Origin of the sequence: Novosphingobium sp. SG919, assembly GCF_012932495.1 — a bacterium.
GTDB classification, from domain to species: Bacteria; Pseudomonadota; Alphaproteobacteria; order Sphingomonadales; family Sphingomonadaceae; genus Novosphingobium; species Novosphingobium rhizosphaerae.
In genome coordinates, this window is the sequence record NZ_JABCNG010000006.1 from 280,884 (window position 1) to 302,031 (window position 21,148).

Here is a 21,148-nt window from a genome sequence, read left to right on the forward strand (position 1 = left end):
GAAGGCGAATTCTTGAACAGCCAGCCCGAAAACACCTTGTGCCAGGTGAGCTTCTGTTCGGTCGTCGCACGCTCTTCGACATAAAGCTGCACGAAAGCCCCGGTTTCGGCCGGGTCTTCCCATGGCGCGGTGCGCTCGCAGGTAGCCAGGCGCACGATGGCATTGCCGATGCGCCGCGCCTCGCCCGAACGCAGCACGATGTCCTGCGTGATATTGTTGCGCTTGTTGAGGAAGCCAAGCGTGGCCACGCGATCCTTGACCGGTGTGCCGAGCTCGCTTTCGGCTACGCCGCCGCTGGCTGCGGGCACTGGCGCGGCCGCCGTCGCCTCACCGGGCGGGGCCGTTTCGGCCGGCTCGCGATTGCAACCGGCCAGGGCGCCGCCCAGCAACAGGACGCCGCCAGCCAGCACGACCGCGACCGACGGCGCGCGGGCGCGCATCAGCCTTCAGGCGACCAGGCTTCGTAATCGCCGGTAGCGGCGGCGCGATGGCCGCCCCGCTCCAGCGCGCCCTGGGGGCGATAGGCCTGGGCCGTGCCCGTGGCATTGGGCGTGAATTCCACCTCCCAGATGCGCGGCGGCGGCAGGTTGCTTTCCGGCACGCCATCAAGCGTGCCGTGCAGCCAGCCGTGCCATTCGGCCGGCACGCGGCTGGCATCGTTGGCGCCGTTGTAGATCACCCAGCGACGCTCGCGCCCCTGGAACGGGTGCCCCTTGGGGAACGGCTTCTTCGCCCGGTAATACTTGTTGCCCTGGGCATCGTGCCCCACCAGTTCGCCATGGCGGGCGCTGTCGAGCAGGGTGCCGAAGGTGGCGCCGTTCCACCAGGTGAAGATCTTGCCGAGAATGCTCATGAAGCTCTTGTTCCAGTTGCAGCCCGCCGCTGACGGGCCATTTCGCCCCTAGCCCCTGAAAGGGGGAGTCGGCAAGGGTCTGTTGAAAGGGCTTGGGGTCCGTTTGGGAAATGCGCGATCGTGCAGTTTCAGCGCGGCCCCGGCCCGCTTACCACGCCACCTTGTCACCGGGCTTGAGCCCGATCTGCGCGGCGCGGCCGCCGTTGAGTTCGAGCACCGCCCCCGCCGGACCGGACGACGGCAGTGCGGTCAGATCGTAAGGCACGGCGTTGGCCGCCACATTGAGCACGCGGTGGTTGGCGCCGATGAAGATGATGTCGAGCGGGATCACCGTGTTCTTCATCCAGAACGCGGCCATGCGCGGCGGGTCCATCGGAAAGATCATGCCTTCGTCAGCGCCCATCGCGGTGCGAAACATCAGGCCCTTTTCCTGCTCTTCGCCCGAAGCGGCCACTTCCACGCGGAATTCATGGCGGCCGGACTTGGTGGCGATGGCCAGCGGAATGACCTTGAGGCCCGAAATCGGGTGCACCGTCACGGCGCCCGTGGGCGCCGCCAACGCATCGGACTTGTGGTGCCCGGCATCCGCAGTTGCCGGCGAGCATGCCATGGCGCCAGCGGCAAGAGCCAGCACCGCGCCCATCATGCCCATCTTAATCGTCTGCTTCATAAACCCAATCTTCCGCTTCGCGTTCGCCCGCTGCATCCACCAGCGCGCGGGCCATGGCAAGGGGGTGCCCTGCCCTGAGAAAAATGCCGACCTGCTTTTCGCGCAAGGCCGGCTCGATCCGCCCCTCGGCATCGCGCGGGCCGAACGGGCCAAGCCGCCGCTTGCGCGCCAGGGCCAGCGCGGCGGCCCGCGCATCCTGCCGCGAACCAAGCGCATCGTCGCGAAGATCGGCGGCGATGCCGGCATGGCCCAGATCCTGGGCAATGCGGCGCGCGCCCAGCCCGCGGCGGCGCAGACTGGCCCCACGCATGCGGGCATAGCCTTCGTCGCTGACATAGCCGGCATCCGCCATCCGGGCCACGATCGCGGCCACATCGGGCGGGACGGGCGAATCTTCTGCCCAGCCCCGTTCGCGCAGCTTGCGATTGAGATAAGCCGCCAGCTTGCCCGTGCTGGTGGCAAACCGCGCGACGTATCCCAAGGCCATTTCATCGAGCAGGGCAGCATCGAGCGGCCGGGCGGGACGGGACTTGCGACGATCTGGTACAGGAGGGCGGTTCACGCCATATTCGTGCCACACTCCGGATTAAATGAGAACCTCGGCTTACGGTTTCTTGACCAATGGGGCTTGCGTCCAGACGTTCCCCAAGCAAGGAGCCACGGCCAGTCAGCCGCCATTCACCGCATCGCGCGGAAGTGGCGGACCTGGCACAGACTGTTTTCATTTCCGGGGTTCCGCATGACCGTTTCGGCCGCCGTCGCAGAAAAGATGGCTCTTGTTCCAACGCCCAATGACGATGCGCAGCCGCGCCGTTACGCGGACTTTGCCACGTTTTGCGATGCGCTGGACTATGCCGCGCAAGGGGAGCGGGGGTTCAACTTCCACGACCCGCGCGGCACGCTGAAGCAGGTCTATCCGTTTTCGCAGCTGCGCACCGATGCGCTGGTCGCCGCTCGCCGCCTGGTGGCGCGCGGGGTGAAGCCGGGCGACCGGCTGGCCCTGATCGCCGAAACCGGCCCGGAATTCGCCGCGCTGTTCTGCGGTGCGGTCTATGCCGGCGCCTGGCCGGTGCCGCTGCCGCTGCCCACCAGCTTTGGCGGCAAGGAAAACTATATCGACCAGCTGGCCGTGCAGCTGGCCAGCTCGGATCCGTGCCTGCTGGTCTATCCCGGCGAGCTGGCCGAGATGTGCGGGCAAGCCGCCGCGCGCCAAGGGTGCCCGGGGCTGAGCTGGGCACAGTTCGATGATGGCGCGCTTTCGGATGACGCGCTGCCTGCGGCCGATCCCGACGCGATCTGCTATCTGCAATATTCCAGCGGCTCCACCCGCTTTCCCCATGGCGTGGCCGTGACGCACCGCGCGCTGCTGGCCAACCTGGCCGGGCATTCGCACGGCATGGAAATCGGCGATGGCGATCGCTGCGTCAGCTGGCTGCCGTGGTATCACGACATGGGCCTGGTCGGCTGCTTCCTCTCGCCGATCGCCAACCAGGTTTCGGTCGATTACCTCAAGACCGAGGATTTCGCCCGCCGCCCGCTCGCCTGGCTCGACCTGATCAGCCGCAACCAGGGTACCACGCTCTCCTATTCGCCCACCTTCGGCTATGACATCTGCGCCCGCCGCATTTCCAGCCAGACCAACGTGGCCGAACGGTTCGACCTGTCGCGCTGGCGCGTGGCCGGCAACGGCGCCGACATGATCCGCCCCGACGTGATGCAGGGCTTCGTCAACGCCTTTGCCGATGCCGGGTTCAAGGCCAGCGCCTTCCTGCCCAGCTATGGCCTGGCCGAAGCGACGCTGGCCGTGACGATCATGCCGCCGGGCGAAGGCATCCGCGTGGAACTGGTGGAAGAAGAACGCCTTTCGGGCACCCCGCGCGACTTGTCGCGCCCGGCCCGCTATCGCGCCATCGTCAACTGCGGCTTGCCCGTGCTGGGCATGGACGTGGCGATTCGCGGCGAAAATGGCGAAGCGCTGGAACATCACCACATCGGCAAGGTGTGGTGCCGCGGCTCGTCGGTCATGCACTCGTACTTCCGCGATCCGGAATCGACCGATGCCTGCATGGTCGATGGCTGGCTCGACACCGGCGACATGGGCTACGTCAACGCGCAGGGCTACCTGTTCATCGTCGGCCGCGCCAAGGACATGATCATCATCAACGGCAAGAACCACTGGCCGCAAGATATCGAATGGGCGGTGGAGCAGTTGCCCGGCTTCCACCAGGGTGACATTGCCGCATTCTCGGTGGAAACCGAAAACGGCGAAGAGACCCCCGCCGTGCTGGTCCACTGCCGCGTGTCCGACCCCGAAGAGCGCGTGAAGCTGCGCGACCAGATCCGCGACAAAGTCCGCTCGATCACCGGGATGAACTGCGTGGTCGAACTGGTGCCGCCGCGCACCCTGCCGCGCACCAGCTCGGGCAAGCTGTCCCGCGCCAAGGCCAAGAAGCTGTACCTTTCGGGCGAGATCGAGCCGTATAGCCTGGCGGCTTGAGGCTGCGCACACGCGGGGAGGCATAGGCCCCTCCCCGACGTTTCTCGCAGGCATATGACGTTCAGGCGGCTGGGACACATTCCACGCCGCCTGGCTCAAGATACCGGTTCAGTCTGCTCGGCAATGCGCCAGCCGCCATCGCTGAAACGGTAGATGTGCTGGGAAATGCAGCGCTCCTGTTGGGCGCAGTCATCGCGCACGATCTTGGCAAAACGTTCGAGGCTTTCCCCATCGGGCATCAGCCTGACCAGCACGAAGCCATCGGACACGACCGTAACCATCAGATCGGGGCCAACCGCCTTGGCCAGGCGGGCAAACGCAGAGCGCTGCACCAGAAGGCTGCCGAGGTAATCATAGCCTTCAAAGCCGACACCGCTGGCCTTCACCTGATCGGGCCCTGGCAGGGAAGGCAGGTGCGCGGCGGTCTGCTGTTCGGCCAAGGCCCAGGCCTGTTCCTCACCCAAGCCCAGTTGCGCCAGTTGCGAGCCGGTCACGATGCCGGTGGTTTCCGGCGCATCCATGGCAAGAATGGCAAAGAGATCATCGCCGATCCGGCGCAGGTAGGCGGTCGGCGTGCCATCCTTCTGCGGTGGCATTGCCCTGATCTGGTCGGCATAGCCCTGCCCCCGGACAATCACGCGCAGGCCTTCGCGTGAAAGCACCGGCGACGGCGCCAGAACCTTCGCCAGAAAGGCGCTCTTTACCTGCGAGCAGGTTGCCCTGTCGTTGGCCTGGCAGAACTGCCATATCCGGTCGAGGTTGATCATGACGTCATCCTCACCCTGCCGGATGATCTGAAGCTGGAGCGGATCGCTGGGGGTGGCAACCAGCTTTGCCTTGGGCAGGCGCCGAGCCATATCGGCCATGACGTCGGCGCGAAACTGTTCCGGGCTTTGTGCATGCAGCGGCTGGCCTGCCAAAGCCATGACCACTAAACCGAAATAACCCAACCCCCGCATACTGCACTTCTCCCCGTGCCGAGGTTGGCATGGCGCGGCGAGCGCGCCAAGTTTTTTCACCCCATTTCAGAACGGAATTTCGGCCCCGTCCCAAGCCCATAGCTTGCCGCTGTCGGCGGGTTTCAGCTTGTTCAGCACGGCCAGCATGGCGTTGGCGGAATAGTCCGGCGTGAACAGCTTGTCGGGGCTCACCCCGCGCTGGAACGGCGCGGACAGGGCCGTATCCACCGTACCGGGATGGAGCGCCGCAGCAACCGCCTGCGGATGGCTGCGCGCCAGTTCGATCGCCAGGCCGCGCAGGAGCATATTGAGCGCCGCCTTGGCCGCGCGATAGCCGTGCCAGCCGCCCAGGCGGTTGTCGGAAATCGAACCGACGCGTGCCGACAGCACGGCGAACACGCCGCGGCGTTCGCGCGGCAGCAGCGTGGGGATCTGGGCCATGACCAGGGCCGGGCCGATCGTGTTCACGGCAAACTGCTGGGCCAGCGCCGCGCCGCGCAAGCCGCGCACGCTTTTTTCGGGGCCACTGCCATCGGGCAGAGTCAATTGCCCGGTGGCGACGAGCACCATGTCGAGCGGGCCGGATCGGGCCAGGGCTTCACAAGCCCGCGCCACGCCGGGTTCATCGCCGTAATCGAACGTGAAGGGTCTAACCTTGGCCGTGGCAGCAATGGGGCGGCGCGCGCCCGCGTGAACCACTGCAATATCGTCTCGCGCCGCCAGCGCGGCGACCAGGGCCGCACCGATCCCGCCCGATGCGCCGAATACCGCAACCTGCCTGCCACCGTCCGTCATGCCAGGAATGTGGGAGCGCAGGCCGGCACTGTCGACCAGCCCGAAAGGACGGATCAGGCCACGTCGGCAACGCCCGCCGTGTCCCCGCATTCGTCGAGCGGGAGGTCTTCACGCAAGCGTGGGTGATCGAGCAGGAAGCCCTGCACCTGGGTGCAGCCGACCGAGCGCAGGAATGCCAGTTGCGCTTGGGTTTCCACCCCTTCGGCCAGGATCGGCACTTGCAGCGATTCGCCGATGGTGATGATCGCTTTCAACAGCATGCGGCCCTTGGGCTCCACATCGTAGGTCGTCACGAACGAGCGATCGATCTTGATCTTGTCGATCGGGAACAAGTTGATCGCCTCGAGCGAGGAATAGCCCACGCCGAAATCATCCACGGCAATCTGCACGCCCAGCGCTTTCAAGCGGCGCATCGCATGCAGCGCGCGATCGCGATGGGTGATCAGCGCGGTTTCGGTGAGTTCGAGTTCCAGCCGCGCGGGCGAAAGGCCGGTATCGACCAGAATCTGGTGCACCAGCCGATCGAACTGCGGATCGCACAGCTGCACTGCCGAGACATTGACCGCCACGCGCACCGGCTGCGGCTCACGCGCGGCGAGCTGGCAGGCCTCGCGCAGGACGAACGCCCCGATCGGGCCGATCAGGCCGGTTTCCTCGGCCAGGGGAATGAACACCGCCGGGCTGATCAGGCCGCGGGTGGGGTGGATCCACCGCGCCAGCGCTTCATAGCCCACCACCGTACCGGTCATCGTGTCGTGCTGGGCCTGGTAATGCACCACGATCTGGCCCCGCGCCACGGCAAGGGCGAGATCGTCAAGCAGCGCGACCCGGGTGCGCGAGGGCTCGTCGCTCTGCGGGTCATAGCGGGTATAGGCAACGTGCGGATCGGCCTTGGCCCGGCGCATGGCAAGATCGGCATTGCCCATCAATTCGTCGACGCACGAGCCATCTTCGGGCGAGAGCGCATAGCCGATGCTGCCACCCGTGCCCAAGACCAGATCACCGTCGTGCAGCGGTGTGGCCAGCGCGCAGGCGAGGCGCGAGAGGAAATCTTCGATGTCTTCGCTCTGCGACACCAGGCGGCAGGCGGCAAATTCATCGCCATGCAGCCGCGCGACATGCTCACCAGGCTGCAGTGCCTGGCGCAGCGCGCGCGCGACGGTGCACAGCAGGGCATCGCCCGCCTCGCGCCCATGGCGATCGTTGATCGCCTTGAAGCGCACCAGGTCGATCATCACGCACAGTGCCGCCGGCGGTTCGTCTGCCGTACCAGACAGCCCGACCGGCGCCATCGCCGGCCCAGCGCGGGCAGTGCCGGCCTCGACCAGCAAATGCTTGAGTCGCTCGGCAAAGGCACCACGATTGGGCAGGCCCGTCAGGCTATCGTGCGTGGCGAGGAAGGCATTGTATTCGGACAGCGCGCGCTTTTGCACCAAGGCCTGGCGGAACTGCTCGAGCGCGGTGCCGATCCGTCCGAATTCGTGGCTCGTGGCCAGACTCTCCACCGGTCGGTCGATGTTGCCATGGGCCATGCGCAGGGCAATCCGCTCCACCCGCCGCAGCGGGCGCAGCAAGGCCCGCCGCAGCCAGAGCGAGAGCGCCAGCAACGCGGCCAGCGCCACGCATACCAGCCACGTCACTTCATCAAGGAACATGCGCCGCCAGTGCGCACGCTCTGCCGCCATGTTCGCCTGCGCGCTGTAGACACCGATGACCTGCCCTGGGCGCAACGCGCCTGGTCCGGCGCCATGGCAGGCAACACAGCGCGCGTCGGCCGCGACGCCCTGGCCCAAGATCACCGGGCGCACGATGCGCACCGTGTCGCCGCGCGTGTCGATCAGTTCGCGCCTGCGCGCAAGGCCTGCCTTGTCGAGCGCATCACGCGGCGGTTCGATCGTGGCCGCGCCGCGGCGCGCCTGCCAGTACATCGTCTCGGCGCTCATCGCCATCCACACCTGGACATTGCCTTCATCGCGCGAAAAGGCGCTCATGGTCGCATCGAATGCGCGGGTTGCACCATCGTCGTCCGACAACGTCGCGCGGTTGAGCATGGATTGCACATGGAGCGTGGAAAGCAGATCGATTGCGCTTTGCGCCCGGCGCGTGGCGGCGTCGCGGATACTGTTGTCGGCCCGGACGATGGAAAAGACCACGCTGGACAGCAGCATCGCCACCAGGATCATCGCCACGCCAGCCAGCACCCCGCCAGCCAGCGAGCCGGGCCGACGGGTACGGGCTTCGGCCCCAATCAATCCGGCAGAAACTGCTCCAGGCATGACATCGCTTTCCCCGTGCCTTGCGCGCAAGGCCCCACTCCAAGGCGGCTTTATCCATCGGGGTTTCACGTTGCCTTGCCGGCCATTTCCGCAGGCGCGCGGATGCCGGGGCTATGCCCCTGTTAACCTTGCCACAGTTGCCGCCGGGCGAAATGCATGGGCCGTTCATCCGATCGGCCTTGCGCCGGGCGCATGCCGGGGCCATCTTCCCGCGGGGCGGCAAGCCCATGCCCGCCCATGCAAGACAGGATCGCTTGATGGCCTCGACCCCCTCCGCCGCAACCGCAAATCAGGCTGACATCGGCCAGGCTGCCACCATCACCCTGACCCCGCCCGATCCCGTGCCCGTGGTCGCGCCGCACCAGGCCGCCGGGCTGGTGCCGGTGGCCGAGGAAACGCGGAGCAAGCTGGAAGCCAAGGCGCAATCGTTCGTGGACGAATTGCTGGCGCAGGATGCCGCCAGCCCCGAATTCGGCAAGCGGGTGGACCAGTTGACCGCCATGGGACGCAAGGAAATCGCCCAGGCGGCGGGGATGTCCAACCGTTTCCTGGACCGGCCGATCCGGGCGATGGACAAGGATTCGGGCGTGGGCGCCGATCTGGCCCAGCTGCGCCGGACGATCGAAGACCTCGATCCCGCGCGCAAGGGCGCGCTGTCTTCGCCGCGCAAGTTCCTGGGCATCATCCCCTTTGGCAGCAGCATGAAGAAGTACTTCGACGGCTATGTTTCGGCCCAGGGGCACATCAAGGCGATCCTGGAACGGCTGGCCGCCGGCAAGGACGAACTGCTGATGGACAATGCCGCGATCGACGTGGAGCGGCAGAAGCTGTGGGAAGCGATGGGCCAGCTTGAGCAGATGATCGCGATTGCCCGCCTGCTCGACACCAAGCTGGAAGATGCCGCTGCCGACCTGGATCACACCGACCCGGCCAAGGCCAAGGCGATCCGCGAAAGCGCGCTGTTCTATACCCGCCAGCGCGCGCAGGACCTGCTCACGCAGATGGCCGTGACCGTCCAGGGCTACCTCGCGCTGGACCTGGTCAAGAAGAACAACGTGGAACTGGTCAAGGGCGTGGACCGTGCCAGCACCACCACCGTGGCCGCGCTGCGCACCGCAGTGACCGTGGCCCAGGCGATGACCAACCAGCGCCTGGTGCTCGAACAGATCACCGCGCTCAACACCACCACCGCCAACATCATCGATTCCACCGGCAAGCTGCTGCGCGAGCAGACCGGGCGGATCCACGAGATGGCGGCTTCAAGCACGATTCCCTTGGAAACCCTGCAGCGCGCGTTCCAGAACATATACGACACGATGGACACGATCGACACGTTCAAGCTCAAGGCGCTCGACGCAATGAAGCAGACGGTCGATACGCTTTCGGGCGAAGTGGAAAAATCCAAGGGATACATCGCGCGCACCGAAGGCGCGGCGCGGAACCAGGCGCAGGCCAGCGCGCCTTCGCTGCTGAGCTTGGAGGGGTGATGATTTCTGGCGTTGCCGGTGGCTCCCACCACGCCCCGACTCCCTCTTGTGAAGAACAGGGGGAGCAGACTGCCCTGAACAGCCGCCTACTGCTTCGGGTAAGGAGATCAGGGTGGTGGATACCGAGCGCAAACTTTTCACAGGCCCAACCATGACCGCATCCCAATCAGACCTTATCCTGCGCGAAGCGCGTGCCAGCCTGGCGCACCAGCGCGCCGGGGGCCGACGGCGCTCGATCGGCGTGCGCTCGGCCGAGCTCAAGCGGCAGCACGTGGCGAAAAAAGCCGCGCGCATGGCCATGGCCGTCGGCGCGGTGCTGGTGGCTGCGATGGCCGTGGGCCTGGTGATCGACGGCATCGGCTTGCTCGGCCTCTTGCTCACCATCCTGGCGGTAATCGGCGTGCTGGGTTTCTTTGCGACTTATCCGCGGCTCAAGGTGCCCGACCTCGCCAGCATCAACCGCGGCGACGTGCGCACCATGGTGGGCCGCACGCAATTGTGGCTGGAAGCGCAGGCACCGGCCCTGCCCGCCCCGGCGGTGCGGCTGGTGGACCAGATCGGCGGCCAACTCGATGGGCTGGGCCTGCAGCTTGAAGGGATCGACCAGGCCGAGCCAGCCGTGGCGCAAGTGCGCAGCCTGGTGGGCGAGCATCTGCCCGGCATGGTGGAATCCTGGCGGCGCATTCCTCCCCACTTGCGCCAGGAAGAGCGCGGCGGGCGCAATGCCGACCAGCAACTGGCCGATGGCCTGGCCAAGATAAGCGGCGAGATCGACGAGATCACCCGCCAACTGGCCGCCGGTGACATCGATGCCCTGGCCATTCGCGGCCGCTATCTTGACTATCGTTATGGCAATGCGCTGGAAGGCGCGGACGCGGCGCCGGCCCAATTGCCCCCCCTGGATCCGGCTCGGCCGGTGGAGACGAAATAATGCGCATTGCCCTGCCCCATACCCTTGGCAAGGACGAAGTCCGCACGCGCCTGCACACGCGCCTGGGCGATGCCTCGGGCAAGGCGAGCGAACTGATCGGTGGCATGGCCCAGGTGGAAACCGCCTGGACCGACGAGGATCACCTGACCATGACGGTTTCGGCGATGGGCTTTACCATCCCCAGCCATGTGACCCTGGAAGAAAGCCAGGTGCTGTTCGACGTGGATATCCCGGCCGGGCTGGGCTTTGCGCGCGGCATGATCGAAGGCATGATCCGCGAAAAGGGCGAAAAGCTGCTGGCCTGAGTGTTGGGGGAGCGGGCCGGTGTCGCAACGCCGAAACGAAGTTTCGGCACAGAGAATCACAAATCCTTGCGTTCCAGCTCCAGCAATTCGGGCGGCAGGCGCAGCGTGCTGGCAACCAGGCGGGTTTCCAGCAGCAGATAGATCAGGGCGATCATCAAGAGCGCGATGGCGATGAAAAAGGCCGTGGCCGTCACGTCACCCAGATGGGCGATGCCGGTCATCTGGGAAAAGAACAGCGATCCCACCGTCACCCCGATACCCAGCCCCGAAAGCACGAGCAGCAGGAGCGCGCGGCCGATTAGCTGGATGCGGCGATCGACATAGCGCATTTCCACCACCACGGCATCGTGGGCAAGGCCGGTGGTTTCCGCGTGCAATTTCTGCAGATGGCGCGAGCGATCGACAATCCGGCCCAGGCGGGTGGTGAGGATATTCATGATGTTGCCGATCGCCACCAGCACGAAGACCGGGGCAAGCGACAACTGGATGGTCTGGGCGATCATGCGGCCCTTATTGCCGCGATGACCGCCCGATGCGCAAGCGCGCTCATTCCATCAGTTTGAGGATATCGTCCACACCAATCGTGGCAAAGCCTACCGCGCTATCGGAAATGCCATAAGGCACCAGCAGGTTGTCTTCCACCATCAGCGCACCGCACGTGTAGACGACGTTGGGCACATAGCCATAGCGATCGGCATCGATCGCGGTGAGCAGCGGCACCTTGCTGCGCGCGATGACCTTGGATGGATCATCGCGATCGAGCAGGGCACAACCCAACGCATACTTGCGCATTGCCCCCACCCCGTGGGTAAGCAGCAGCCAGCCCTGGTCGGTGAGGATCGGGCTGCCGCAATTGCCGATCTGCACGAATTCCCAAGGGAACTTGGGCTCCATCAACAGGACGCCGTCATCGTCCCAGCAATCCAGCCGGTCAGAGCGCAGGAGGAACAGGTTCTTGCCATCCTGGCGGCCGACCATGGCATAGCGCCCGTCGATCGTCTGCGGAAACAACGCCATGCCCTTGTTGCGCCCGGCGCGGCCCTGGATGGGCTCCAGCCGGAAGCGACGGAAATCGCGGGTGCGCAGCAATTCCGAACGGATCGCGCTGCCCGAATAGGCCGTGTACGTGCCGATCCACTCGTATTCGCCATCGCCATGGTCAAAGCGCACGAGGCGCAAGTCTTCCAGCCCGCCGCGCTGTTGCTCGGTAATCGGGAAGATCACGCTGTTCGACAGGCTGCTTTCGGCGTGGCGATGCAGCCAGACGCCCTGGTCGCTTTCGTTGCTGCCAGCGGCAAGCGGCGCGCTGGCATCGGGCAGCATGGCGGTGGCAAAGGCACTCTGCGGCCAAAGCTGGAACGTACCGTCTTCGTATACCACGCCTTCGCGGAACACGATCGAGCTGATGTGCCCTTCGCCCACGGCGCGCAGGCTCATCACGAAACGCTGCGCACCATCCACCATGCCCGACTGGTCGGGATGGGGCACGATCGACGGGTTCATCAACGCGGCGGCCGCGTAGGTGTATTCGTGGCAGAAGTACGCACCGATCAGGCGCCGCCGGATGGGCGGAATGGCGCCGTCGTCCAGATCCAGCGCCTGGCGCACTTCGGCATAGCGCTCTTCGAACAACTGCTCGGTCTGCCAGTGGCGCTCCTCGAAATCGTGGAGCACCCGGGCATATTCGTCGGCCGCATCGGCTTCGTCGAGCGAGAGAACGTCCTTTACCAGGCGCGCGGCGCGCGATCCCCCGCCAGCGCCGCCCTGCCAGCCCAGATGAAAGGGCCGCAGGACAACGCGCGAAGGATCGGCATGGAGCCGCTGCTCAAGAATTCGCAAGCCGTTGCTGGCCGAGGGCGGGTTGGCCCCCGATCTGGCCGGCGAGAGGCTGGGCTTTGTATGCTCGGTCGCCAAGGACACTCCTTACCTTGCTGGTTTGACCAAGGGCCTGGGTTTCGCTGCCAACGCGCGGCGCCGCTGCGCGTTCCAGCCCGGCCAGCGCATAATGCGCCAGCTGGAATGCCAGGATCGATTCGGCCCCGCAATTGGCATTGACGCCGCGCGGGGTGATCCCGTCGCGACAACGCCCGCTGACCAGATCGCCCAGAGCCAGGCTCCGGTCGTTGGCACCCAGGAACCAGCGATAGGCCGCCTGGGCATGCCCACGCCACAAAGCGCGGGCCGAACCATCGGTATCTGCCTCACCATCGGCGTCAAGCGCGTGCCATGCCGCGGCGCAGGCTTCCACTGCGGCCCAGGCTTCCAGCGGCTGCTGGTCGAACGGCTTGGCTTCGTATGTGACGGCATGGGGAGGGGTAAAGGTTTCCGATCCGATGGCACGGAACTGTCCTTTGGCGGTGGTCTGTTGCGCCACGATGAACCGCAAGGCCTCGATGCCGCTTTCCAGCCAATCTGCCCGCTTTGTCAGATGGCCCGCCCGAATGAGGGCCTCAGGCAAGCGCGGATTGTCATAGCCCAGCATGGCCTCGAACCACGCCCAGTCCGGGCGCCTGCCCTTGGCCAGCAGCGCGTGAAGCAGGGCACCGCCACGCTCCACCAAGGCGCGGCTGGGGCCGTGATCGGGCTCCACGGCGAGCACGTGGACCGCGCCCAGGATGGCAAAAGCCATGCTGCGCGGATAGTCCACCTGGCCCAGCGGCCCGACAGCAATATCGTACCACTGGCGCGCCCACTGCCGGAGACCGGCATCGGGGGCATGGGCCACGGCGTGGCCCAAGGCCCACAGCGTGCGGCCGTTGCTGTCGTCCGAGCCCACGTCCTCGCACCATGAGCGATCGAAGGCCATGAAATTGCGGAAGCGCCCGGCCTCGGGATTCCACGCATGCTGGATGAACGAGGCGAATACCGTGGCCCAGCGCTGCCGCTCTGCCAGGGGAATGCCATCGGCCACGCCCATGAGCATCAACGCACGCACGTTGTCATCCAGGCAATAGCCATGGCGGCGGTCGGGCACGGTGCCGATCGCGTGCTGGAGCATGCCGGTGCTGTCGCACATCGCCCAGACGCCGCTGGCGCCCGGCGTAGCGGTGAGCGGAACCTGCAGCGGTGCGATCGCCGCCACGGTCTTGACCAGTTGCGCGCAGCCCTCGGCAAATCGCGGCCAGATGGTTTCGCGCCCGCGCGCATAGGCACGGCGTTGCATCGCATCGAGCGCCTGCGAATCGCCAAGCAAGGCGTTGACCGCGCGGGCGAGCGCGGTGGCCGAACGCGGCGGCACCAGGGCGCCCACGCCATCGGCCAGCAACTCGCTGGCATGGAGATAGGGGGTAGACACCACGGCCTTGCCCAGCGCCACCGCATAGCTCAGCGTGCCCGAGGTGGACTGCTGAAGATTGGGATAGGGCGTGAGGTAGATGTCGCAGGCTTCAAGCTGGTCGAGCAGTTCGCCGGTTTCGAGGAAGCGGTTGTCCCACAGCACATGATCGGCCACGCCCAGATCACGGGCAAGGTCCATCAGGCTTTCGCGATAGGCTTCGCCTTCGGCGGCAACCAGGTTGGGGTGCGTGGCGCCCACGATGCGATAGACCGTGTTGGGATGCTGGGCGACGATCGCCGGCAGTGCCTCGATCGCGGTTTCCAGGCCCTTGCCCTGGCCAAGCAGGCCAAAGGTCATGATCACGTTCTTGTCGGCCAGGCCAGCGCGCGCCTTGAATTCGGCGCTGCGCCCGAACGGCCGATCGGGTGCGCCATGGGCAATCACCGTGACCCGGGCGGGATCGACGCCATAGACACGTGACAGAACATCGCGGCCGTGCTCGCTCATCACCATCACGCCGCTGGCGCGGGCCAGGATATGTTCGAGCACCGCACGCTGCTGGGCCGAAGGGTCGGCCAGGACGGTGTGCAGCGTGACGATCAGCGGCGCTGCCACACGGTCGACGAGTTCGAGAACCAGCGCGCCCGAGGCGCCGCCGAAAATGCCGTATTCATGCTGAAGCCACACGGCATCGACCGCATCCTCGTTGATGCGCCGCGCTGCGGTACGATAGTCCTCGGCACGGTCAGAGCGGATCACGCTGCGCGCCTGGGGATAGGCATGCGGCTCGGTCGGGCTATCGATCACATGGAGATCGACCGACAGCTCGGGATGGTGCAGGCCCAGTTGCTCGAACAAGTCGGTGGTAAAAGTGGCAATGCCGCATTTGCGCGGCGCAAAACCGCCGATCAGCGCCAGTCGGCGGGCCGGCTGGCGAGCGCCATCGGCGGCGAAGAAATCAAGCACGGCCCCTGCCACAGGGGTGGCGCGCCGCAGGGAATTGGAAAGGTCGCTTGTCATCTGGCTGGCTCGCCCCGAAATCTGTCTGTTCGATGAACCAAACGATGCAGACCGGATAAAGTTGCATTGCGCTGCAACGCCATCCGATCGCGAGCCACTGATTTTGTCGCTGAAAAAGGGCAGTTCAAGGGTGTGGCGATGCAAAAATTATCGCATGTTGGCAAATGCCGCGCCCCGTCGCTAGGGCGCCCACCAGCGCTGGCGCCAACCATAGTCGGCGGCCACCGGCTGCCCCTGCGCATCGCGCGCCGGACGGAAGCGGAAGCGTTGCATCGCCAGGCGGCAGGTGATGGCATCGGCTTCATCGTTGCCGCTGGGCTGTTGCACGCGGCAGGCGGAGGGCGTGCCCTGGGTATCGACACGCAGCACGATCACCACTTGGCGGCCGGCACGATCGGCGCGCCCGGCGGCGGGATAATCGCGCGTTGCGGTAATGTCGCCGGCGATCTTGGCCACGCCTTGGGCCAGGCCAGCGCCGTCGCCCGTGCCGCCCGAACCACTGCCGGTGCCGCTTCCCGCCGTGCCACCGCCCGTGCCGGTGCCGGCTGCGCCTGCGCCCGATCGCGTGGCATCGCCGTTGGCAGCCACCGGGGCCGCGGCCAGCGCGGGGATGACGATGCGCGGGGGCGGCGCAATGATCGCCTTGGGCCGGGCCTTGCGCCCGATCGCGCCGGTTGCCCCCGCTTCCGCGTGGCTGGGCGCGGGTGGCGGCGTAGGCTGGCGTGTTGGGCTGGGCACGGGCGCGGGCGGGGTAAAGACCACCAAGGCCGAAACGGGCAAATGCAGCGCGGGCATGCCCCCCGCAAGGCCCTTTACCAAGGCCAGAATCAGGCCCACGTGCAACAAGGCAACCGCGCCGCCAATGGCCAGATGGCGTTTCCAGCGCGCGTCCCTGGCGCTTTGGCGAATCACGTAGGAAGCCATGGCGGAGGCATAATCGTTCGCAGGCCAATCGGGTTCCCGGCGGCACGACACGGGCAAAAAACGGGACAGGGCGTTGCAACCAGGGGATAGACCCCCGCGATGCCACCCATTTCGTATCATCGGCAGTTTCGCCAATCCCCCATATGCGGTAGGCTTTGGCAAAGATGGGGTGCTGCCAGACCGTGCGTTCGGCCTGCGACAGGCGCCACCAAGGATTGAGCGCATGAGAATTCTGGTTGTCGAGGACGAGCCCTTGCTCGCAATGCTGCTGGAGGAAAACCTGGCAGACCTCGGCCATGACAAAGTGACAGCGGTGGCCACGGTGGACCAGGCGCTTTCGGCACTGGACGAAGGCCCGGTGGACGCCGCGCTGCTCGACTTCTCGCTGGGCAGCGACACCACGTCAGTGCCCGTTGCGTTGCGCCTGCGCGAAGAAGGCACGCCGTTCTTCTATCTTTCGGGCCACGCTTCGTTCGATCCCGATTCCGGCGCGCCCGAAGCGCCGATGCTGCCCAAGCCCGTCAGCCTGAGCGCGCTGCGCGAGGCCCTCTCGTCGCTGATCGAGGCGAACTAAGCGGGCGCCGGGGCTGTTCCCCGCCTCTCAACTTTCCAGAAAACTGTCTTCCCGCGCCAGGCTGACCAGTCGCAGCCCGTGCGCCTGCGCGCGCTCTACCGCCAGGGTAGAGGCAGCCGAAACGGTGACAAGCAGGGGCACGCCCGCGATCACCGCCTTTTGCACCAGTTCGAAGCTGCACCGCGCGGTCAGCACCACGAAGCCATCTGCCGGGTCCCGCCCGACGCGGGCCAAGGCCCCCACCAGCTTGTCGAACGCGTTGTGCCGGCCCACGTCTTCGCGCAACAGCACGATCGCACCATCGCGCGTGCAAAAGGCGGCGGCGTGGGCCGCCCGCGTCGCCCGGCCCAGCACTTGGCGATCCCCCAGCGCGGCGGTGGCGCGAAAGATTGCGGCATCGTCCACTGCCAGCTGCACCAGTACCTGCGGGAGCGGGCGCAAGACCTGCTCCAGGCTTTCGATCCCGCACAACCCGCACGATCCCTCGGAAAGGCGCAACCGCGCACGTTCCAGCAATGGCGCGGCATCGCCCGTGGCGAGCGTGATGCGCAACATCCAGCCGCGCCCCTCGATTTCGGCAGCCTGTGCCGCAACGAACCCGCTGGCATCGGCAATCAATTGTTCGGCAAGGCAAAAGCCCAGCGCATAGTCTTCCAGATCGGTGGGCGTGGCCATCATCACGGCATAGCCCAGGCCATTGATCTCGATGGCCACCGGCGCTTCTTGCGCCAGGGCGCGTTCGTGCGCGGTCGCCGCGCGGCCATCGGCGAAGTGTTCGGCAAAGCGATGCGCGGTGGCACCTGGCGGCAGGCTATCCGGCATCGGCGCCATGGTGCGCGGGATCGGTCGCCTTGGTCTGCGGCGGCGGGGCATGGCCGGCGGCCAGTTCCGCCAGGGCCGCGCGCGCCACGGGATCGATCCCATCTTCGCCCTGCATGGCAAGATGGGCAAAGACCTGCCGCAACATCGCCGGGCTCCAGAACGCGCGGATATGATCGGCCACGGCGGCGACCGGGTGCGGCTCGTGCTTCAGATTCCGCGCGATCTGGTTGGCCATGTAGACCAGCTTGGCTTCGGTCTGCCCGCTCATTCGGCCGGCTCCATCGCGCTGCCGGCAATGCGGCGCGCCTGGCGGGTCTGCTCGGCATAGTCCTGCTGCCATTCGCTCGGCCCGTTCGACGGGGTGATCTGCACCGCCGTCACCTTGTATTCCGGGCAATTGGTGGCCCAGTCGGAATAGTCGGTGGTTACCACATTCGCCTGCGTCGCCGGGTGGTGGAACGTGGTATAGACCACGCCCGGCGCCACGCGATCCGTCACCGTGGCGCGCAGCGTGGTTTCGCCCGAGCGGCTGGCCAGGCGCACCCAGTCCCCGCTCTTGATCCCGCGATTTTCCGCGTCGGTGGGATGGATTTCCAGCAGGTCTTCGGGGTGCCACACGCTGTTTTCGGTGCGCCGGGTCTGCGCACCCACATTGTATTGCGACAGGATGCGCCCGGTGGTGAGCAGCAGCGGGAAGCGCGGGCCGGTGCGCTCGTCAGTGGGGACATAGTCCGTCACCACGAACTTGCCCTTGCCGCGCACGAAGCCTTCGATGTGCATGATCGGCGAGCCATCGGGCGCGGCGTCATTGACCGGCCATTGCAACGATCCCTCGGCATCGAGCCGGGCATAGTTGACCCCGGCAAAGCTGGGGGTGAGGCGGGCGATTTCGTCCATGATCTGGCTGGGGTGTGTGTAGTTCCAATCCAGGCCCAGCGCCCGGGCCAGTTCCTGGGTCACTTCCCAATCCTGATAGCCGTTCAAGGGCTCCATCACCTTGCGCACCGGCTGGATGCGGCGTTCGGCATTGGTGAATGTGCCGTCCTTTTCCAGGAAAGAGGAGCCGGGCAGGAAGACGTGGGCATAGTTGGCGGTTTCGTTGAGGAACAGGTCATGCACGATGACGCAGTCCATCGCCGCGAGGCCCGCCGCGACATGCTTGGTATCCGGGTCTGACTGGAGGATGTCTTCGCCCTGGATATAGAGGCCCTTGAACAGGCCATCGGTGGCCGCATCGAGCATGTTGGGAATGCGCAGGCCCGGTTCGGGATCGATCCTGACGCCCCATTCCGCCTCGAACAGGGCGCGGGTGGCGGCGTCCGACACATGGCGATAGCCCGAAAGCTCATGCGGGAAGCTGCCCATGTCGCAGGCGCCCTGCACGTTGTTCTGCCCGCGCAGGGGGTTCACCCCCACCCCGCGCCGGCCGACGTTGCCCGTCGCCATGGCGAGATTGGCAATCGCCATCACGGTGGACGAACCCTGGCTGTGTTCGGTCACGCCCAGGCCATAATAGATCGCGCCATTGCCGCCCGTGGCGAATAGCCGAGCGGCACCGCGGATGAGATCGGCCGGCACGCCGGTGACGGGTTCGAGGAATTCGGGGCTGTTGCGTTCTTGCCCCACGAATTCGGCCCAGTGCTGGAATTCATCCCAATCGCAGCGTTCGCGCACGAAGGCTTCGTCTATCAGGCCCTCGGTGACGATCACGTGGGCCAGCGCGGACAGCACCGCCACATTGGTGCCCGGGCGCAGCGGCAGGTGGTAATCGGCCTGGATATGCGGGCTGCGCACCAGATCGGTGCGGCGCGGATCGATCACGATCAGCTTGGCGCCCTGGCGCAGGCGGCGCTTCATCCGGCTGCCGAACACGGGGTGACCATCGGTCGGATTGGCGCCGATCACCAGGATCACGTCGCTGTCTTCCACCGAATCGAAATCCTGCGTGCCGGCAGAGGTGCCGAACGTGGTCTTGAGGCCATAGCCGGTGGGCGAGTGGCAGACGCGGGCGCAGGTATCGACATTGTTGGTGCCGAACCCGGCGCGCACCAGCTTCTGCACGAGGAAGCCTTCCTCGTTGGTGCAGCGGCTGGAGACGATGCCGCCCAAGGCGTTGTTGCCGTGCTGCGCGGCGATCGCCTTGAAGCGGCTGGCGGCAAAGCCGAGTGCTTCCTCCCAGCTCGTTTCGCGCCAGGGCTGGTCGATGGATTCGCGCACCATCGGCTTCAAAACGCGGTCCTGATGCTGGGCATAGCCCCAGGCAAAGCGGCCCTTGACGCAGGAATGGCCGCGATTGGCCTTGCCGTCCTTCCACGGCACCATGCGCACGACCTGCTCCCCGCGCATTTCCGCGCGGAACGTGCAGCCCACGCCGCAATAGGCGCAAGTGGTCACCACGGCGCGCTCGGGCTTGCCGATCTCGGTGACGGCCTTTTCCATCAAGGCAGAGGTGGGGCAGGCCTGGACGCAGGCGCCGCACGACACGCATTCGGAAGAGAGGAAATCGTCGGATTTCACGCCCGCCGAAATCTGCGAGCCGAAGCCGCGCCCTTCGACCGTGAGCGCCAGGGTGCCCTGCACTTCATCGCAGGCGCGCACGCAGCGCGAGCAGACGATGCACTTGGTGGCGTCGAAATCGAAATAGGGATTGCTGGCGTCGGTTTGCGCTTCCAGATGGTTGGCGCCTTCATAGCCGAAGCGCACATCGCGCAGGCCGACAGCGGCCGCCTGGTCCTGAAGCTCGCAATCGTTGTTAGCGCTGCAGGTAAGGCAATCGAGCGGGTGGTCGGAGATGTAGAGCTCCATCACGCCGCGCCGCAGCTTGGCGAGCTTTTCGGTCTGGGTGTGGACCTTCATGCCCTCCGTTACCGGCGTGGTGCACGAGGCGGGCGTGCCGCGCATGCCGTCAATTTCCACCAGGCACAGGCGGCACGAACCGAACTGCTTCAGATTGTCGGTGGCGCAGAGCTTGGGGATGGAGCCACCCGAAACCGCCGCCGCGCGCATCACGGTGGTGCCGGCCGGCACGGTGACGGCACGGCCATCGATTTCCAGCGTCACCTGGGTATCGGAACGAACCTCGGGGGTGCCGAAATCGGCCTGGCGTTCATAGCCCATGGGCATGCTCCTGCGCGGCGGCAAGATCCGCCGGGGTGTTGATATTGTGAGGAATGCTATCGAGCGCAACGGCGCGCGCGCCGAGCGTTTCGGCAAAGGCGCGCAAGCTGTGCTTGCCGTTGCCGGCGAGCAAGGCATCGAGCACGGGCGCGGCGCTGGCCGGCCACAAGCCGATCACGGGTTGGCTGGCGCAATAGGCCGGCGCGGGGGAAAGCTGGGTGGCGAGATCATCATCATAGCCGAAGCTGTCGACGGCCGTGGTCAGCACGGCGTCGAACCCGTTTTGCGCAGCGTATTGGAGCGCGGCGGCTATCCCGCCCAGCGGTCCCATGCCGGCGCGGGGCCGATCGGACAGGCACGGCACGGGGGCTTCGCTGCGGCCGACCACGACCACGGCCTGGCATTGGGATGCAAGCGTTGCGACCGCGCGGGCCAGCAGGGTTTGTCCCGCCAGTTCGGCCAGGGCCTTGTCGCTGCCGAAGCGGGTGGATTGGCCACCGGCGAGGACGGCGCCCAGGATCATGGCTGCACCCTTGTGCTAGAGCCCTTCGACAGGCTCAAGGCGAACGGACGTGGGGAGTGCAAACCCTTGAAACCCGTTCGGGCTGAGCTTGTCGAAGCCCATTGGCTCAAGAACGCAC

At 66.2% G+C, this 21,148-nt stretch carries 19 protein-coding genes and 1 pseudogene; 5 read left to right on the top strand and 15 right to left on the bottom strand.

The features are described from left to right. Positions 1-11 precede the first annotated feature (11 nt). From FHT19_RS21445 to FHT19_RS21460, 4 genes and pseudogenes are all read right to left on the bottom strand, one after another. A pseudogene (locus FHT19_RS21445) lies at positions 12-440 on the bottom strand (DUF2155 domain-containing protein); the annotation flags it as partial. Continuing rightward, positions 440-853, bottom strand: coding sequence for an NADH:ubiquinone oxidoreductase subunit NDUFA12 (locus FHT19_RS21450; RefSeq protein WP_168556270.1), 414 nt, complete (start codon positions 851-853; stop codon positions 440-442). The gene FHT19_RS21450 and the pseudogene FHT19_RS21445, both read right to left, overlap by 1 nt. Positions 854-1,001: 148 nt before the next feature. Then, complete coding sequence (locus tag FHT19_RS21455) at positions 1,002-1,523, bottom strand: DUF192 domain-containing protein (RefSeq protein WP_169476736.1); 522 nt, start codon at positions 1,521-1,523, stop codon at positions 1,002-1,004. Continuing rightward, positions 1,507-2,085: a RecX family transcriptional regulator gene (locus FHT19_RS21460; RefSeq protein WP_248290593.1), complete on the bottom strand. Its 579-nt coding sequence runs from the start codon at positions 2,083-2,085 to the stop codon at positions 1,507-1,509. The genes FHT19_RS21455 and FHT19_RS21460 overlap by 17 nt, the downstream gene beginning before the upstream one ends. Positions 2,086-2,262: 177 nt before the next feature. Between FHT19_RS21460 and FHT19_RS21465 the strand changes: the two genes are divergently transcribed. Then, entirely contained in the window at positions 2,263-4,020 is a 1,758-nt protein-coding gene (locus tag FHT19_RS21465; RefSeq protein ID WP_168556268.1) for a fatty acyl-AMP ligase, read from the top strand. 95 nt (positions 4,021-4,115) lie between these two features. Here FHT19_RS21465 and FHT19_RS21470 read toward each other — a convergent pair whose 3' ends face one another. The 3 genes from FHT19_RS21470 to FHT19_RS21480 form a co-directional block, all read right to left on the bottom strand. Next, the gene (locus tag FHT19_RS21470) at positions 4,116-4,886 is read right to left on the bottom strand and encodes a hypothetical protein (protein ID WP_169476737.1); all 771 of its coding nucleotides are present in this window, start codon (positions 4,884-4,886) and stop codon (positions 4,116-4,118) included. A gap of 159 nt (positions 4,887-5,045) precedes the next feature. Next, entirely contained in the window at positions 5,046-5,774 is a 729-nt protein-coding gene (locus tag FHT19_RS21475) for an SDR family NAD(P)-dependent oxidoreductase (protein WP_169476738.1), read from the bottom strand. 53 nt (positions 5,775-5,827) lie between these two features. Next, positions 5,828-8,050 carry a bifunctional diguanylate cyclase/phosphodiesterase gene (locus tag FHT19_RS21480; protein WP_169476739.1) on the bottom strand — a complete coding sequence of 741 codons (2,223 nt, stop codon included), beginning with the start codon at positions 8,048-8,050 and terminating at the stop codon, positions 5,828-5,830. Positions 8,051-8,307: 257 nt separating this feature from the next. On the opposite strand from FHT19_RS21480, the gene FHT19_RS21485 reads away from it, so the two are divergent. The 3 genes from FHT19_RS21485 to FHT19_RS21495 all read left to right on the top strand — a co-directional run bounded on the left by FHT19_RS21485 (position 8,308) and on the right by FHT19_RS21495 (position 10,773). Continuing rightward, on the top strand, positions 8,308-9,537 hold the full coding sequence (locus FHT19_RS21485) for a toxic anion resistance protein (RefSeq protein WP_168556265.1): 1,230 nt from the start codon (positions 8,308-8,310) through the stop codon (positions 9,535-9,537). Between the two features lie 151 nt (positions 9,538-9,688). Further along, positions 9,689-10,468, top strand: a complete 780-nt coding sequence (locus FHT19_RS21490; protein ID WP_168556264.1) for a hypothetical protein — start codon at positions 9,689-9,691, stop codon at positions 10,466-10,468. Beyond that, a complete protein-coding gene (locus tag FHT19_RS21495; RefSeq protein WP_168556263.1) occupies positions 10,468-10,773 on the top strand; it encodes a polyhydroxyalkanoic acid system family protein in 306 nt (101 codons plus the stop codon). Before FHT19_RS21490 ends, FHT19_RS21495 begins: the two co-directional genes overlap by 1 nt. A gap of 56 nt (positions 10,774-10,829) precedes the next feature. Here FHT19_RS21495 and FHT19_RS21500 read toward each other — a convergent pair whose 3' ends face one another. The 4 genes from FHT19_RS21500 to FHT19_RS21515 form a co-directional block, all read right to left on the bottom strand. Then, positions 10,830-11,276 (bottom strand): DUF2721 domain-containing protein, encoded by a 447-nt coding sequence (locus FHT19_RS21500; RefSeq protein ID WP_168556262.1) that lies wholly within the window; start codon positions 11,274-11,276, stop codon positions 10,830-10,832. Positions 11,277-11,319: 43 nt separating this feature from the next. Beyond that, a complete protein-coding gene (locus tag FHT19_RS21505) occupies positions 11,320-12,612 on the bottom strand; it encodes a glycoside hydrolase family 130 protein (RefSeq protein WP_168556261.1) in 1,293 nt (430 codons plus the stop codon). Beyond that, positions 12,599-15,070, bottom strand: a complete 2,472-nt coding sequence (locus FHT19_RS21510) for a glycosyltransferase family 4 protein (RefSeq protein ID WP_169476740.1) — start codon at positions 15,068-15,070, stop codon at positions 12,599-12,601. Before FHT19_RS21510 ends, FHT19_RS21505 begins: the two co-directional genes overlap by 14 nt. A gap of 180 nt (positions 15,071-15,250) precedes the next feature. Continuing rightward, positions 15,251-15,994, bottom strand: coding sequence for a TonB family protein (locus FHT19_RS21515; protein ID WP_169476741.1), 744 nt, complete (start codon positions 15,992-15,994; stop codon positions 15,251-15,253). Between the two features lie 223 nt (positions 15,995-16,217). On the opposite strand from FHT19_RS21515, the gene FHT19_RS21520 reads away from it, so the two are divergent. Further along, positions 16,218-16,568, top strand: a complete 351-nt coding sequence (locus FHT19_RS21520) for a response regulator (protein ID WP_168556258.1) — start codon at positions 16,218-16,220, stop codon at positions 16,566-16,568. 27 nt (positions 16,569-16,595) lie between these two features. On the opposite strand, the gene fdhD is transcribed toward FHT19_RS21520, so the two are convergent. The 4 genes from fdhD to FHT19_RS21540 are packed head-to-tail and all read right to left on the bottom strand — an operon-like array spanning position 16,596 to position 21,030. Further along, positions 16,596-17,399: a formate dehydrogenase accessory sulfurtransferase FdhD gene (fdhD, locus tag FHT19_RS21525; protein ID WP_348981810.1), complete on the bottom strand. Its 804-nt coding sequence runs from the start codon at positions 17,397-17,399 to the stop codon at positions 16,596-16,598. Then, on the bottom strand, positions 17,380-17,658 hold the full coding sequence (locus FHT19_RS21530; protein ID WP_168556257.1) for a formate dehydrogenase subunit delta: 279 nt from the start codon (positions 17,656-17,658) through the stop codon (positions 17,380-17,382). The genes fdhD and FHT19_RS21530 overlap by 20 nt, the downstream gene beginning before the upstream one ends. Further along, positions 17,655-20,507 (bottom strand): formate dehydrogenase subunit alpha, encoded by a 2,853-nt coding sequence (gene fdhF, locus FHT19_RS21535; RefSeq protein WP_169476742.1) that lies wholly within the window; start codon positions 20,505-20,507, stop codon positions 17,655-17,657. Before fdhF ends, FHT19_RS21530 begins: the two co-directional genes overlap by 4 nt. Beyond that, positions 20,497-21,030 (bottom strand): molybdenum cofactor guanylyltransferase, encoded by a 534-nt coding sequence (locus tag FHT19_RS21540; RefSeq protein ID WP_169476743.1) that lies wholly within the window; start codon positions 21,028-21,030, stop codon positions 20,497-20,499. The genes fdhF and FHT19_RS21540 overlap by 11 nt, the downstream gene beginning before the upstream one ends. Positions 21,031-21,148: the final 118 nt, after the last annotated feature.

What these genes read in the sequence shown, in the direction of transcription:
- FHT19_RS21450 (WP_168556270.1), bottom strand. Translation starts at nt 853, where the DNA reads ATGAGCATTCTCGGCAAGATCTTCACCTGGTGGAACGGCGCCACCTTC.
- FHT19_RS21455 (WP_169476736.1), bottom strand. Translation starts at nt 1,523, where the DNA reads ATGAAGCAGACGATTAAGATGGGCATGATGGGCGCGGTGCTGGCTCTT.
- FHT19_RS21465 (WP_168556268.1), top strand. Translation starts at nt 2,263, where the DNA reads ATGACCGTTTCGGCCGCCGTCGCAGAAAAGATGGCTCTTGTTCCAACG.
- FHT19_RS21470 (WP_169476737.1), bottom strand. Translation starts at nt 4,886, where the DNA reads ATGGCCGATATGGCTCGGCGCCTGCCCAAGGCAAAGCTGGTTGCCACC.
- FHT19_RS21475 (WP_169476738.1), bottom strand. Translation starts at nt 5,774, where the DNA reads ATGACGGACGGTGGCAGGCAGGTTGCGGTATTCGGCGCATCGGGCGGG.
- FHT19_RS21480 (WP_169476739.1), bottom strand. Translation starts at nt 8,050, where the DNA reads ATGCCTGGAGCAGTTTCTGCCGGATTGATTGGGGCCGAAGCCCGTACC.
- FHT19_RS21485 (WP_168556265.1), top strand. Translation starts at nt 8,308, where the DNA reads ATGGCCTCGACCCCCTCCGCCGCAACCGCAAATCAGGCTGACATCGGC.
- FHT19_RS21490 (WP_168556264.1), top strand. Translation starts at nt 9,689, where the DNA reads ATGACCGCATCCCAATCAGACCTTATCCTGCGCGAAGCGCGTGCCAGC.
- FHT19_RS21495 (WP_168556263.1), top strand. Translation starts at nt 10,468, where the DNA reads ATGCGCATTGCCCTGCCCCATACCCTTGGCAAGGACGAAGTCCGCACG.
- FHT19_RS21500 (WP_168556262.1), bottom strand. Translation starts at nt 11,276, where the DNA reads ATGATCGCCCAGACCATCCAGTTGTCGCTTGCCCCGGTCTTCGTGCTG.
- FHT19_RS21510 (WP_169476740.1), bottom strand. Translation starts at nt 15,070, where the DNA reads ATGACAAGCGACCTTTCCAATTCCCTGCGGCGCGCCACCCCTGTGGCA.
- FHT19_RS21515 (WP_169476741.1), bottom strand. Translation starts at nt 15,994, where the DNA reads ATGGCTTCCTACGTGATTCGCCAAAGCGCCAGGGACGCGCGCTGGAAA.
- FHT19_RS21520 (WP_168556258.1), top strand. Translation starts at nt 16,218, where the DNA reads ATGAGAATTCTGGTTGTCGAGGACGAGCCCTTGCTCGCAATGCTGCTG.
- fdhD (WP_348981810.1), bottom strand. Translation starts at nt 17,399, where the DNA reads ATGGCGCCGATGCCGGATAGCCTGCCGCCAGGTGCCACCGCGCATCGC.
- FHT19_RS21530 (WP_168556257.1), bottom strand. Translation starts at nt 17,658, where the DNA reads ATGAGCGGGCAGACCGAAGCCAAGCTGGTCTACATGGCCAACCAGATC.
- fdhF (WP_169476742.1), bottom strand. Translation starts at nt 20,507, where the DNA reads ATGGGCTATGAACGCCAGGCCGATTTCGGCACCCCCGAGGTTCGTTCC.
- FHT19_RS21540 (WP_169476743.1), bottom strand. Translation starts at nt 21,030, where the DNA reads ATGATCCTGGGCGCCGTCCTCGCCGGTGGCCAATCCACCCGCTTCGGC.